Source organism: Streptomyces sp. NPDC101393 (assembly GCF_044767385.1).
Lineage (GTDB): Bacteria > Actinomycetota > Actinomycetes > Streptomycetales > Streptomycetaceae > Streptomyces.
In genome coordinates this window covers 443,369-456,965 of sequence record NZ_JBIWNU010000004.1, presented here as the reverse complement: position 1 = coordinate 456,965, position 13,597 = coordinate 443,369, and the positions used below count along the sequence as shown (strand labels likewise).

Here is a 13,597-nt window from a genome sequence, read left to right as displayed (position 1 = left end):
AACCTCAGACGTCCCGGATTAATTCCGGCTGGGCTCAACTTGTCGGGAAGCCGTCCGGTCACTGCCGACAGGCCTCTCGTACACGTTCTCTCCTCATGCTCGCACACCGGCGGCCGGACGCCGCGGGTCACCCGGAATCGCGGGGGTGCTGATGCGTCACATCGACATTATGGCCATCGTCAAAGTGACGTGAAGCGGCTATGATAGATAGCGTCAAATAGACGAGAAGGCTCCTTGCAGAAAAGAGAGGGTGCGTGTCGTGACCACCGCCCAGCCCCTGGACGTCCAGCCGAGCCCGTTGGCGCTGCTCCTGCTCGGCCGCGAGGCCGACCCCAGAAGCGAGCGCGGCGTGGAGTGCCCCGGCGACCTGCCGGCCGCGTCCGACCCCGGCCTCGTCGAGCGCGCCCGCGCGGCCAAGGAGAAGCTCGGGGAGAAGGTCTTCGTCCTCGGGCACCACTACCAGCGTGACGAGGTCATCGAGTTCGCCGATGTGACCGGCGACTCCTTCAAGCTGGCGCGGGACGCGGCCGCCCGGCCGGACGCCGAATACATCGTCTTCTGCGGTGTGCACTTCATGGCCGAGTCCGCCGACATCCTCACCGGCGACGACCAGCAGGTCATCCTCCCGGACCTGGCCGCCGGCTGCTCCATGGCCGACATGGCCAGCGCCGAGCAGGTCGCCGAGTGCTGGGACGTACTGACCGAGGCCGGCGTGGCCGAGCAGGTCGTGCCCGTCTCGTACATGAACTCCTCGGCGGACATCAAGGCGTTCACCGGCAAGCACGGCGGCACGATCTGCACCTCCTCCAACGCCAAGCGGGCCCTGGACTGGGCGTTCGAGCAGGGCGAGAAGGTGCTCTTCCTGCCCGACCAGCACCTGGGCCGCAACACCGCCGTCCGCGACCTGGGGATGTCGCTGGAGGACTGCGTCGTCTACAACCCGCACAAGCCGGGCGGCGGGCTGACCGCCGAGCAGCTGCGGAACGCCAAGATGATCCTCTGGCGCGGCCACTGCTCGGTCCACGGCCGCTTCTCGCTGGAGTCGGTCGAGGACGTACGGGCCCGGATCCCCGGCGTCAACGTCCTCGTCCACCCCGAGTGCAAGAACGAGGTCGTCGCGGCGGCCGACTACGTGGGGTCGACGGAGTACATCATCAAGGCCCTGGAGGCCGCGCCCGCCGGATCGAAGTGGGCGATCGGCACCGAGCTGAACCTCGTCCGCCGCCTGGCGAACCGTTTCGCCGCCGAGGACAAGGAAATCGTCTTCCTCGACAAGACCGTCTGCTTCTGCTCGACGATGAACCGCATCGACCTCCCCCACCTGGTGTGGACCCTGGAGTCGCTGGTGGCCGGCAAGGTCGTCAACCGCATCGAGGTCGACAAGGAGACGGAGAGCTTCGCGAAGCTCGCGCTGGAGCGGATGCTGGCGCTGCCGTAGGGCCGGCGAAGGACCGGGGCAGGGGGCCCGCACCGTGGGTGCGGGCCCCCTGCCGCGTCGGCGGGGGATGCCGCCGCTCCTTGCGCCTCCCGCTCCTTGCGCCTCTCCCGGCACGCGGGGAGCGCGCGGGCGGCGCGCACAGACGGGAGCCCCCGCAGCCGTTCTTCCGGCTGCGGGGGCTCCGTCCTGGGTACGGCGGGCCGGGTCAGACCCCCGCCGGCTCCGGTGTGCGCTCGCCGCCGGAGGTGCCGGACTCGTCCGGCGGTGCCGGGTCTTGGGCCTTCCTGGCGCGCTTGGCGGCCTTCTTCTTCGCCCGGCGCTCCTTGCGGAGTTCGATCATCGCGTAGAGCGTCGGGACGAGAAGCAGGGTCAGGAGGGTGGAGGTGATCAGACCGCCGATGACGACGACCGCGAGCGGCTGGGAGATGAAGCCGCCGTCGCCGGTGATGGACAGGGCCATCGGCAGCAGGGCGGAGATCGTCGCCAGCGCCGTCATCAGGATCGGGCGGAGGCGGTGCCGGCCGCCCTCGACGACCGCTTCGACCACGCCGTAACCCTGTGACCTGTACTGGTTGATCAGGTCGATCAGGACGATGGCGTTGGTGACCACGATGCCGATCAGCATCAGCATGCCGATCATCGCGGGGACACCCAGCGGGGTGCCCGTGGCGACCAGCAGACCGATCGCCCCGGTCGCCGCGAAGGGGATCGAGACGAGCAGGATCAGCGGCTGGATCAGCGAGCGGAACGTCGCCACCAGGAGCATGAAGACGATGGCGATGGCGGCGAGCATGGCCAGGCCGAGCGAGGAGAACGCCTCGGTCTGGTCCTGCGAGACGCCGCCGATCTCGGCGCTCGCACCGGCCGGCAGCTTCAGCGCCTTGATCTCGGACTGCAGCTTGGCGCTGACCGCGCCGGTGTTGTCGGCGGTCGGCTTGGCGGTGACGGTCGCCGAGCGCGCGCCGTCGATCCGGGTCATCTGGACCGGCCCGGGGACCGTCTTGACGGTGGCGAGGGAGCTCAGCTTGGCCGGGCCCGCCGGGGTCGCCAGGACCAGGTCCTTCAACTCGGCCTCGGTGGTCGCCGGGTGGGCCGCCTTGATGACGATGTCCCGCTCGGTGTCGTCCAGGACGGCCTTGCCGCTGGTGGTGCCGCGTATCGCCTGGGCGACGGCGCCGCCGAGCGTGGTCTGGTCGTAACCGGCGGCCGCCGCCTTGGCGTTGGGCTTGACGGAGATCCGCGGCACGCTCTGCGCGAGGTCGCTCTGGACGTCGGTGACGTCATCGAGGTCCGCGACGGTCTGCCGGACCTTCTCGGCGGCCGCCTTGAGGACGTCCGCGTCACCGGCCTTGACGACCACGCTCAGGTCCTGGCTGCCGAAGCCGCCGCCGGCGGTGACGGTGGTGTCGCCGATGCCCTTGCCGAGCTTGTCCAGGCCCGCCCGCAGGTCGTCGGTGACCTTGCCGGAGTCCGCGGCGTCCTTGAGCTTGAGCTGGTAAGAAGCCTGGTTGGCGCCGGTGCCGCCGCCGAAGGCCGCCATGAAGCCGGAGGAGCCGACGGTGACCTGGTAGTCGGCGATGTCGTCGTTGGCCGCCAGCAGCTTCTCGACCTTCCTGGCCTGGTCGTCCGCCGCGCCCAGGCTGGTGCCGGGCTTCAGTTCCTGCTTGAGGGTGAGGGTGTCCTGGTCGCCCTGGTCGAAGAAGTTGGTCTTCAGCAGCGGGCCCATGCCGAAGGTGCCGATGAGGATGACGACGGCGATGACGACGCTGGTGACCCGGCGGCGGGTGGCGAAGCGCAGCACCGGGACGTAGAGGCGCTGCAGCGGGCTGCGGGCCTCCTTCTCCTCGGCCTTGCGGCGCAGTTCCTCGACGTCGGTGCCCTCGGCGATCTTCGGGGCGCGCAGGAACCAGTAGGACAGCACCGGCACGACCGTCAGGGACACGATCAGGGAGGACAGCAGGGCGACGGTGACGGTGAGCGAGAAGGAGCCGAAGAGGGCGCCGACCATGCCGCCGACGACACCGATGGGCAGGAAGACCGCGACGGTGGTCAGGGTGGAGGAGGTGATCGCCCCGGAGACCTCCTTGACCGCGCCGATGATGGCCTCGCGGCGTTCCTCGCCGTAGCCCAGGTGCCGCTTGATGTTCTCCAGGACGACGATGGAGTCGTCGACGACGCGGCCGATGGCGATGGTCAGCGCGCCGAGGGTGAGCATGTTGAGGGAGAGGTCCTGGGTCCACAGCACGATCAGCGTGATGACGACCGAGAGCGGGATGGAGACCGCGGTCACCAGCGTCGAGCGCAGGCTCAGCAGGAACACCAGGATCACGATCACGGCCATGATCAGGCCGAGCAGACCCTCGGTGGTCAGCGACTCGATCGACTTGGAGACGGCCGGGCCCTGGTCGGAGGCGACCGTGACCGCGGTGCCCTTGCCGAGGTCCTGGCGGATCTGCGGCAGCTTGTCCTTGACCGCGTCGGAGATCGCGACGGCGCTGCCGTCCTGGTCCATCGTCACCATGACGGCGAGGCTGGGCTTGCCGTTGGTGCGGGTCAGGGAGGTCGGGGCCGCCGCCTCTTCCTTGACGGTGGCGACGTCGCCGAGCCGGACCGGCCCGGCCGTACGGCCGCCGCCCGCGTCCGCGCCCGGGGCGCCCGGCGCCGCGGCGGGGGCGAGAGGCAGGTCCCGGATCTGTCGCACGGAGGTGAAGCCCGCGCCGACCTGGACGGTCTTGCTCTGCCCGTCCTCGGCGAACGAACCTGCCGGTACGGACGTGCCGCCGGCCTGCAGCGCCTTGCCGAGTGCCTGGGCGTCGATGCCGGCCGCGGCGAGCTTCTTGGCGTCGGGGGTGACGGCCACGACGCGGTCCTGGACGCCGTCCACGGTGACCTGGCTGACGCCGTCGATGTTCTTCAGGTCCGGTACGACGCTGCGGTCCAGCTGGTCGGCGAGCGTCTGCTGGTCCTTGGACGAGGAGGAGACGGCGAGGACGACGGTGGGGATGTCGTCCGTCGAGCCGTTCACGACCTGCGGGTCGACGTCCTCGGGCAGCTTCGCGCGGGCGCGGTTCACGGCCTGCTGGACGTCGGCGACCAGGCGCTTGGAGTCATTGCCGTAGTCGAACTGGGCCATGATGACGCCCGAGCCCTCGCTCGACGTCGAGGTGACCCCCTTGATGCCGTCGACCGCCTGGATGCCGTCCTCGAGCGGCTCGATCACCTGCTTCTCGACGACATCGGGCGACGCGCCCTGATACGGCGCGATCACGGACACCATCGGGAGCTCGATGGAGGGCAGGAGCTGCTGCTTGAGCTGCGGGATCGCGATGGCGCCGAAGGCGATCGCGACGATCGACATCAGCGCTATCAGGCCCCGTTGTACGAGGCTGAGTCGGGACAGCCAGGACATGGGTGGGGTCTCTCTTCTGTTCTGAAAGGGCGGCGGAGGGCCTGTCTGGCAACGCGGACAGCCCGCGCGACCGGGTCATCAGGCCCACCTACACCTTCAGCCATGTCCTGGCCGGTTTTCCTCGCTCGCAGGTCGGTTATCCGACTCCGGTCAGTACAGCGTTCGGAGTACGGAGCCCTCCACTCTCACTGCACCCGTGGGCGTACGAGTCCGGATTCATACGCTATGACCACCAGTTGGGCGCGATCGCGGGCCCCCAGCTTGGCCATCGCGCGGTTGACGTGGGTCTTGACCGTCAGCGGGCTGACCGCCAGCTGCTCGGCGATCTCGTCGTTCGACAACCCGCCGGCCACCAGGGTCAGCACCTCGCGCTCGCGGCCGGTGAGCGTCGCCAGCTTCTCGGCGCCCCGGCCGCCGGGCCCGCCGTCGGCCGAACTGTCGCCCTGCGCGAGGAACTTGGTGATCAGGCCCTTGGTCGCGACCGGCGAGAGCAGCGCCTCACCGGCCGCCGCGATGCGGATGGCGCCCAGCATCTCGTCGGGCTCGGCCCCCTTGCCGAGGAAGCCGCCGGCACCGGCCCGCAGCGCCTGCACCACGTAGTCGTCGACCTCGAACGTGGTCAGGATGACCACCCGGACACCGGACAGTTCCGGGTCCTGGCTGATCATGCGGGTCGCGGCGAGACCGTCGACGCCCGGCATCCGGATGTCCATCAGGACGACGTCGGCGCCCGTCGTACGGCACAGCTCGTACGCCTGGGCGCCGTCGGAGGCCTCCCCGACGACCTCCATGTCGGGCTCGGAGTCGACGAGTATCCGGAACGCGCTGCGCAGCAGCGCCTGGTCGTCGGCGAGCAGCACCTTGATCGTCATGTGGTCTCCCCCGTACGGATGGCCTGGAGTGGAAGGGTGACACGCACCTGGAAGCCGCCGGCCGCGCGCGGGCCCACGACGATCGTGCCGCGCAGTGCGAAGACCCGCTCGCGCATCCCGATCAGGCCGTGGCCGCCGCCGCTGTCGGCCGCGTCGTGCTCCGCCGCGGCCCGCTCGCCGCCGCGCTGGCGGGGCACCCCGGCCCGCCCGGCGCCGTCGTCCTGCACGGTCACCGTCAGCGCGGCCTCGGACCGGACGATCCGCACCGTGGCACGCGCCCCCTCACCGGCGTGCTTGTGGACGTTGGTCAGCGCCTCCTGGACGACGCGGTACGCGGTGAGGTCGACCGAGGCGGGCAGCGCCACGGGCGTGCGCGGGGCGTCCAGATCGACGGGCAGCCCGGCCCGGACGAAACCGTCGACGAGCTGGTCGAGGTCGCCGAGGCCCGGCGCGGGTTCGGTCGGCGCACCGGGGTCGTCGGAGTGGCGCAGCAGGCCGACGGTGGTGCGGAGTTCCTCCAGCGCCGAACGGGACGCCTCACGCACATGCGCGAGCGCCTGTTTGGCCTGGTCGGGACGGTTGTCCATGACGTGCGACGCGACCCCGGCCTGGACGTTGACCAGCGCGATGTGGTGCGCGACGACGTCGTGCAGCTCGCGGGCGATCCGCATCCGCTCCTCGGCGACCCGGCGCCTGGCCTCCTCCTCGCGGGTGCGCTCGGCACGCTCGGCGCGCTCCTGGATGGCGCTGATGTAGGCGCGGCGGCTGCGGACCGCGTCGCCGGCGGCCGCCGCCATGCCCGTCCAGGCGATGATCCCGAGGTTCTCCTGCGCGTACCAGGGGCGGCTGCTGGAGAGCATCGCCGCCGCGGTCAGCACGACGATGGTCACGGCACCGATCCGCCAGGTGGTGGGCCGGTCGGTGCGGGAGGCGAGGGTGAAGAGCGCGATGACGGCGGAGGCGGCCACCGGGGCGCGCGGATCGCTGGTGCCGACGGCCAGCTCCACGATGGTCAGCGCCCCGGTGGCGGCGAGAACCGTACGGGGCAGCCGGCGGCGCAGCACCAGGACGGCACAGGCCAGGCCGGTCAGCGCCACGGTCATGGCCGACAGGTGCCTCTCGCCGAACCGCGGGGCGCCGTGCGGGCCGTGCGGATCGGCGACCGCGCCGATCAGGATCGCCATGAAGGCCGCCACCGCAAGGACCGCGTCGAACGCGAGCGGATGCGACCGGTGCCAGTGAAAGCGGCCGGTGCGGGGCGCGTCCTGTCCGGGGTCGAGGGGGGTCACAAGAGGAAACGGTAGCGCCCCGGTCCCACGAGGGGGCCGGGGCGCTACCGGTGCTGCGCTGGAGTGGAGACGTCGGTGCCGGGCGGCGGGGCGGCTCAGCCGGGGATGAGGCCGTCGTCGCTGAGCATCTCCTTGACCTCGTCGAGCGTCGCGTCCTCGGACGGCAGGATGAGTTCGGACGGCTCCAGGGAGTCGTCGGGCAGCGGCGAGCCCAGTCGGCGCACCGCCGCCAGCAGGCCGGCCAGGGTGCGCCGGAAGCCTTCTTCGTCGCCGCTCTCCATCTCGGCGAGCAGCTCGTCATCCAGCTTGTTCAGCTCGGTGAAGTGGGCATCGTCCAGCTTCACCTGCCCCTCCCCCATGATCCGTACGATCACGACGGTCTCCCTTTTGTCCGGTCCGGCGTCTCTGCGAGGCTAACCGCCGCCGGTCGTCACTGCTTGTCGAAACGCGGCTGGTCCTGCGGCGTGGACGGCTGGGCCTCGCCGCCCTGGCCGCCTTCGATGGCCTGCTTGCCGGCGGAGGGACCACCCGCGAGCTCGGCCTTCATCCGCTGCAGCTCCAGCTCGACATCGGTGCCGCCGGACAGCCGGTCCAGCTCGGCGGTGATGTCGTCCTTGGCCATGCCGGTCGGGTCGTCCAGCGCACCCGAGGCCAGCAGTTCGTCGATCGCACCGGCCCGCGCCTGCATCTGCGCGGTCTTGTCCTCGGCGCGCTCGATGGCCATGCCGACGTCGCCCATCTCCTCGGAGATGCCCGAGAAGGCCTCGCCGATCCGGGTCTGCGCCTGGGCGGCGGTGTACGTCGCCTTGATCGTCTCCTTCTTCGTGCGGAAGGCGTCGACCTTGGCCTGCAGCCGCTGCGCCGCGAGGGTGAGCTTCTCCTCCTCGCCCTGCAGCGTGGTGTGCTGCGTTTCCAGGTCGGAGACCTGCTGCTGCAGCGCGCTGCGGCGGGACAGCGCCTCGCGGGCGAGGTCCTCCCGGCCGAGCGCGAGCGCCTTGCGGCCCTGGTCCTCCAGCTTGGAGGACTGGCCCTGGAGCTGGTTGAGCTGCAGCTCCAGGCGCTTGCGGGAGGTCGCCACATCGGCGACACCGCGGCGCACCTTCTGGAGCAGCTCCAGCTGCTTCTGGTACGAGTAATCGAGGGTCTCGCGCGGATCCTCGGCCCGGTCCAGGGCCTTGTTGGCCTTCGCGCGGAAGATCAACCCCATACGCTTCATGACACCGCTCATGGGCCTCGCGCGCCCCCTTCTGACCGATTACATCGGGCGTGGACTCCAGCACATCTACAGACCCCACAGTACGGGCCCTGGTTCCATTACCGCACTGTTCGGAGCCGGATCGCTCCTCCTGCAGGACGATCCGGTGAGCCCGTCGTCTCCCGCGCAGGGAGTAGGGAGTCCGGGGAAAGCACCACCGCGCCCGTTCTGTCCTGTTACGACCCCGCTCGGGACGTGCCCCCGTTGCCGGATCGTGCCCCGTCGGGCGGCCGCTCACCCACGCCGACCCCGTACCCTTGGGTTTTGTGTTCCGAAGCCGTTCGAAGGATGAGCAGGCCGCGACCGCCAAGGTGACCGCGGACCAGCCCCAGCAGCCCCGCGACCCGCAGGCCCCCAAAGGCCGCCCGACGCCGAAGCGCAGCGACTCCCAGTCGCAGCGCCGATCGCGCGCGCATACGCCGACCAACCGCAAGGAGGCGTCGAAGGCCCAGCGTGAGGCCCGCCGCAACGACATGGCCAAGCAGCGTGCGGCCATGGCCAGCGGCGATGAGCGTTATCTGCCGATCCGCGACAAGGGGCCGGTGCGCCGCTTCGCGCGCGACTTCGTCGACTCGCGCTGGTGCGTGGCGGAATTCTTCCTGCCGATGGCCGTGGTGATCCTGGTGCTCACCATGATCCGGGTGCCGCAGCTGCAGAACATCGCGCTGCTGCTCTGGCTCGTGATCATCGTGCTGATCGTGCTCGACTCGGTGATGATCTGGGTCCGCCTCGGCAAGCAGCTGCGGGAGCGTTTCCCGAACGACAGCCACAAGGGCGTCAAGGCCTACGCGGTGATGCGCACCCTCCAGATGCGCCGGCTGCGGCTGCCCAAGCCGCAGGTCAAGCGCGGAGAGCGGCCCTGACCACGCTTCCGGCCGGCCTGTGCGGGGACACCCCGGACCGGCCGGGCGCCTCCGCCAGCGTGCGGGGCGCCGTACGCCAGGAGCTGGTCGCGCGGCAGATCGAGGAGCAGATAGCCGGGCGGTTCCCCGTCGGGCAGCGGCTGCGGGTGCTCGATGTGGGCCTCGGCCAGGGCACCCAGGCCCTGCGGCTGGCCCGCGCCGGGCACCACGTCACCGGCCTGGAGTCCGATCCGTCGATGCTGGCGGAGGTGCGCAAGGCGCTGGAGGGCGAGCCGGCCGGTATCCGTGAGCGGGTCCGGCTGATCGAGGGGGACGGCCGGGAGACCGGTGTGCACTTCCTGCCCGGCGCCTTCGACATCGTGCTCTGCCACGGCGTCCTGATGTACGTCACCGAGCCCGATCCGCTGCTGGCCGGTCTGGCGCGGGTGCTCGCCCCCGGCGGGCTGCTCTCCCTGGTCGTACGGAACGCCGACGCGCTGGCGATGCGCCCCGGCCTCTCCGGCGACTGGCGGGCGGCGCTCGCCGCCTTCGACTCCCCCGGCGAATCCGACCGTTCCGGGCAGCGGGTGCGCGCCGACCGGCTGCCGGCGCTGACCGCGACGCTGGCGGGCATCGGGGCGCCGCTGGCGAACTGGTACGGCATACGCGTCTTCACCGATCTCGCGGACGGCGCCGCCGACGCGGACGGACACCCCGCCGGAGCGGAGTGGGAGCGGCTGCTGGCCGCCGAGGACCGCGCCGGACGCACCGACCCCTACCGCGCGCTCGCGGGGCTGCTGCACCTGTGCGGCGTTCGCGGCTGAGCCCCCCGGCGACCACACACACACGGCCGCGCCCGCCGTCCCCCAGGGGGCGGCGGGCGCGGCCGTGCGTCGGGGCTCAGCCCTCGTCGGCGTGCAGGCTCATCGGGCCGGCGTAGATCTCCGTACCGTCCTCGAAGAGCCTGACCTGGTCGACGCCGCCGTCGAGCAGCGCCTTCCACTCCTCACCGACCCAGGACTCCGCGTCCCCCTGCGTCGTGAACTCCTCCGGTTCCACCGCGGGCGCCGTCTCCGTACCGTCCGCCGTCTCGAACCGCCACGTCCACGCCATGTCCGCCTCCTGGATCCCACCGGGTACGTGCCTGTGGCTCCGCGGACCGCATGCTGCGGTGGGCGGTCCGCCGGGCCGTGTTTCCGTGCTGATCCGCAGCCTAACGGGCGGGTCGGCGGCCTAACGGGTGTGTCGGGAGATCCCCCCGCGCGCCCGCCGGGCCCGGACGCGAGAAACTCGCCCTGTGGAACTGACTCTGCTGGGCACCGGAGCCCCCCAAGGACTGCCGCGACCCGGCTGCCCGTGCGCCGCCTGCGCCACCGCCGTGGGCGGCGAGGCGCGGGCGGCGACGGCGCTGCTCATCGACGGCGCGCTGCTCATCGACCTGACACCGGGTCCGGCGTTCGCCGCGGCCCGCGCCGGGCAGTCGCTCGCCGGGGTGCGGCAGGTGCTGCTGTCGCATCCGCACGACGGGCCCGCGATGGAGGTGCCGGCGGGACTGCCGCAGCCGGGCCGGGTCGCCGACGGCCGGGAGCTGGCGCTGCTCGACGGGCACCGGGTGCGGGCCATCGCGGTGGACATCCCCGGCACCGGCTACGAGGTCGGCGGCGGGGGCGGCGAGCGGCTGCTGTACCTGCCGCCGGGCGCGGCACCGGCGGGCCTCGGCAACGGGGGCGGCTACGAGGGCATGGGCGGCAGCGGCCCGTACGACCTGGTGCTGCTGGACGTCCTGGAGCGGCCGGACGCGCTGGCCAAGCTGCGCGCGAGCGGGGCCGTCGACGCGGCGACCGATGTGGTCGCCGTGCACATCGACCACACGGTGCCGCCGGGGCCCGAGCTGCACCGCAGGCTCGCGGCCGCCGGGGCGCGCACGGTGGTGGACGGCACCTCGCTGGTGGTGGGCGAGTACTCCGCCATCGCCGCTCCACCCGAACTACCGCGCCGCACCCTGGTGTTGGGCGGGGCGCGCAGCGGGAAGTCGGCGGAGGCGGAGCGGCGGCTGGCGGCCTTCCCCGATGTGCTGTACGTGGCCACCGGGGGCACCCGGGAGGGCGATACGGAGTGGGCGCAGCGGGTGTCGCTGCACCGCGAGCGGCGCCCCGGCAGCTGGCGTACCGCGGAAACCTGCGATCTGGTGCCGCTGCTGGAGGATTCCGGGCCCGGCGCCGATCCGGGCACCGGGCGTCCCGCCGACGCCTCGCCGCTGCTGATCGACTGTCTGGCGCTGTGGCTGACGCACGCCATGGACGAGGTCGGGGCCTGGGACGACGACACCTGGCAGGCCGGTGGCCGGCGGGCGCTCCAGGAGCGGGCCGACGCGCTGGTGGCCGCCGTCCGCGCGACCCGGCGGCCGGTGGTGGCGGTCAGCAACGAGGTGGGGTCGGGTGTCGTCCCGGCGACCGCGGCGGGCCGTCGGTTCCGCGATGAACTGGGGCGGCTGAACGCGGCGTTCGGCGCGGAGTGCGAGCAGCTGCTGCTGGTCGTCGCGGGGCAGGCGCTTGCGCTGCGTGGATGACACACGGCCCGTCGGGCCCGTGTCCGCTTGCCCGGGGGCGCGGTGGCGGGTGCTCTTGGAAGGTGACCGAATCCGAGCTGACCGTCATCGACGCACCGCGCGGGCCGGCCGCGGGGCCCGGCGTCGCGGTGCGCCGCACGCCGCGGGCCGCCCCGCGCAGCCGCTCCGGCCGGTGTTTCGACGCCGCCGTACGCGCCTATGTGGACCGGCATCCGGAGGCGACCGTGGTCGCGCTCGGCGAGGGCCTGGGGACCGGCTTCTGGCGGCTGGACAACGGGCGGCTGAACTGGCTGACGGTGCAGCCGCCGGAGTCCGCCGCGGTGCGCCGGATGCTGCTGCCGGACGGCTCCCGGCAGCGTACGGTGGCCCGCGCCGCGGCCGATCACGGCTGGCTGGACGCGGTGCGCGAGCCGCAGCGCGGGGTCATCGTCATGGCCTCCGGCGTGCTGATGCGGCTGCCGCCGCCGGCCGTGCGGGCGCTGCTGGCGGCCTGCGCCGAGCGCTTCCCCGGCGGGGCGCTGGTCTTCGACGCGCTGTCGCGGCGGGCGACCGCGCTGGCCCGCCGGGGCGCCGCACTGTCCGGCGGGCGGTGGCCGGCACCGGTGCGCTGGGGGCTGGACCGGTCCGATCTGCCGCGGGTGGCGAGCGCGCATCCGGGCATCGCCGGGGTGCGCGAACTGACGCTGCCGGCCCGCCCGGTGGCGTTGGTGGACCGGGTGCCGGGCGTGCGCGCGCTGACGCCGCTGGTGTGCGAGGTGCGGTTCGCCGCGCGGCAGGCGGAGTTCGACGACACCACCCGCGCCGCAGCTGATCGCGCCCGGGGCGGGTGGCCGGCACCGCGTTGACGGTAATCTGCGCCCAATGAGCGCCCTGAACCTGGATGACTTCGCCCATCTGATCGAGCGCCCCGATGGCGGTGCGCGCCGTGACGCCGAGGAGCGGCGGGCGCGGCTGGCCCTGCCGCCGGGGGCCCTCGGCCGCCTCGACGAGCTGGGCGAATGGCTGGCCGCGACCCAGCAGCAGGTGCCGGTGCGGCCCCTCGCGCGGGCACGCGTGCTGCTGTTCGCGGGCGATCACGGGGTGGCACAGCTGGGCGTCTCGGCCCGGCCGGCCGGATCCGCCAAGGACCTCGTCCGCGCCGTGCTGGACGGCGGGAGCCCGGCGGCCGTATTGGCACGGGGGCTGGGCGCGCCGCTGCGCGTGGTGGACATGGCGGTGGACTGCGACCCCGCGGAGCTGCCCGAGGACGTCACCCGGCATCGGGTGCGGCGCGGTTCGGGGCGCATCGACATCGAGGACGCGCTGAGCGCCGAGGAGGCCGAGCAGGCGTTCCGGGCGGGTATGGCCGTCGCCGACGAGGAGGCCGACGCCGGTACGGACCTGGTGGTGCTGGGCGATCTGAGCGTCGGTGGCACGACCGCGGCGAGCACCCTGATCGCGGCGCTGTGCGGGACGGACGCCTCGGTCGTCACGGGGCGCGGCGGGGCGCGGATCGACGACCTGGCGTGGATGCGCAAGTGCGCGGCGGTGCGGGACGCGCTGCGGCGGGCCCGGCCGGTGCTGGGCGACCAGCTGGAGCTGCTGGCCACGGTCGGCGGCGCGGATCTCACCGCGATGACCGGGTTCCTGCTGCAGAGCGCGGTGCGCCGGACGCCGGTGATCCTGGACGGGGTGGTCTCGGCGGCCTGTGCGCTGGTGGCGCAGCGGGTGGCGTTCCGGGCGCCGGACTGGTGGGTGGCCGGGCAGGCGAGCGGTGAGCCGGCGCAGGCGAAGGCACTGGACCGGATCGCGCTCAACCCTCTCCTCGATCACGGCGTCACTGCGGGTGAGGGGACAGGGGCGCTGCTGGCTCTGCCATTGGTGCAGGCGGCGGCGGCCCTGGCGGCAGAACTGCCCGTACGCGACTGAGCGGACCGTTCGCGG

General features: G+C 72.6%; 12 protein-coding genes. 6 read left to right on the top strand and 6 right to left on the bottom strand.

Annotated elements, in window-relative coordinates; genetic code table 11:
• Positions 1-250 precede the first annotated feature (250 nt).
• Complete coding sequence (nadA, locus tag ACIRQ7_RS15485) at positions 251-1,438, top strand: quinolinate synthase NadA (protein ID WP_404262798.1); 1,188 nt, start codon at positions 251-253, stop codon at positions 1,436-1,438.
• A gap of 205 nt (positions 1,439-1,643) precedes the next feature.
• On the opposite strand, the gene ACIRQ7_RS15480 is transcribed toward nadA, so the two are convergent.
• The 5 genes from ACIRQ7_RS15480 to ACIRQ7_RS15460 all read right to left on the bottom strand — a co-directional run bounded on the left by ACIRQ7_RS15480 (position 1,644) and on the right by ACIRQ7_RS15460 (position 8,236).
• The gene (locus ACIRQ7_RS15480; RefSeq protein ID WP_404262797.1) at positions 1,644-4,847 is read right to left on the bottom strand and encodes an efflux RND transporter permease subunit; all 3,204 of its coding nucleotides are present in this window, start codon (positions 4,845-4,847) and stop codon (positions 1,644-1,646) included.
• Positions 4,848-5,032: 185 nt separating this feature from the next.
• The gene (locus ACIRQ7_RS15475; protein ID WP_404262795.1) at positions 5,033-5,719 is read right to left on the bottom strand and encodes a response regulator; all 687 of its coding nucleotides are present in this window, start codon (positions 5,717-5,719) and stop codon (positions 5,033-5,035) included.
• A complete protein-coding gene (locus ACIRQ7_RS15470; RefSeq protein ID WP_404262794.1) occupies positions 5,716-7,008 on the bottom strand; it encodes a sensor histidine kinase in 1,293 nt (430 codons plus the stop codon). The genes ACIRQ7_RS15475 and ACIRQ7_RS15470 overlap by 4 nt, the downstream gene beginning before the upstream one ends.
• 95 nt (positions 7,009-7,103) lie before the next feature.
• On the bottom strand, positions 7,104-7,382 hold the full coding sequence (locus ACIRQ7_RS15465; RefSeq protein WP_401476112.1) for a hypothetical protein: 279 nt from the start codon (positions 7,380-7,382) through the stop codon (positions 7,104-7,106).
• A gap of 56 nt (positions 7,383-7,438) precedes the next feature.
• Positions 7,439-8,236, bottom strand: coding sequence for a PspA/IM30 family protein (locus ACIRQ7_RS15460; protein ID WP_401476115.1), 798 nt, complete (start codon positions 8,234-8,236; stop codon positions 7,439-7,441).
• Between the two features lie 293 nt (positions 8,237-8,529).
• Here ACIRQ7_RS15460 and ACIRQ7_RS15455 point away from each other — a divergent pair, with 293 nt between their 5' ends.
• Both ACIRQ7_RS15455 and ACIRQ7_RS15450 read left to right on the top strand, forming a co-directional pair.
• Positions 8,530-9,126, top strand: a complete 597-nt coding sequence (locus ACIRQ7_RS15455; RefSeq protein ID WP_401476118.1) for a DUF3043 domain-containing protein — start codon at positions 8,530-8,532, stop codon at positions 9,124-9,126.
• A gap of 59 nt (positions 9,127-9,185) precedes the next feature.
• Positions 9,186-9,929, top strand: coding sequence for a class I SAM-dependent methyltransferase (locus ACIRQ7_RS15450; RefSeq protein ID WP_404262793.1), 744 nt, complete (start codon positions 9,186-9,188; stop codon positions 9,927-9,929).
• A gap of 76 nt (positions 9,930-10,005) precedes the next feature.
• On the opposite strand, the gene ACIRQ7_RS15445 is transcribed toward ACIRQ7_RS15450, so the two are convergent.
• Entirely contained in the window at positions 10,006-10,218 is a 213-nt protein-coding gene (locus ACIRQ7_RS15445; protein WP_401476123.1) for a hypothetical protein, read from the bottom strand.
• Positions 10,219-10,402: 184 nt separating this feature from the next.
• Here ACIRQ7_RS15445 and ACIRQ7_RS15440 point away from each other — a divergent pair, with 184 nt between their 5' ends.
• The 3 genes from ACIRQ7_RS15440 to cobT all read left to right on the top strand — a co-directional run bounded on the left by ACIRQ7_RS15440 (position 10,403) and on the right by cobT (position 13,582).
• Positions 10,403-11,674 (top strand): bifunctional adenosylcobinamide kinase/adenosylcobinamide-phosphate guanylyltransferase, encoded by a 1,272-nt coding sequence (locus ACIRQ7_RS15440; RefSeq protein WP_404262791.1) that lies wholly within the window; start codon positions 10,403-10,405, stop codon positions 11,672-11,674.
• A gap of 62 nt (positions 11,675-11,736) precedes the next feature.
• A complete protein-coding gene (locus ACIRQ7_RS15435; RefSeq protein WP_404262789.1) occupies positions 11,737-12,519 on the top strand; it encodes a class I SAM-dependent methyltransferase in 783 nt (260 codons plus the stop codon).
• 16 nt (positions 12,520-12,535) lie between these two features.
• On the top strand, positions 12,536-13,582 hold the full coding sequence (gene cobT / locus ACIRQ7_RS15430; RefSeq protein ID WP_404262787.1) for a nicotinate-nucleotide--dimethylbenzimidazole phosphoribosyltransferase: 1,047 nt from the start codon (positions 12,536-12,538) through the stop codon (positions 13,580-13,582).
• The last annotated feature ends 15 nt before the right edge of the window (positions 13,583-13,597 follow it).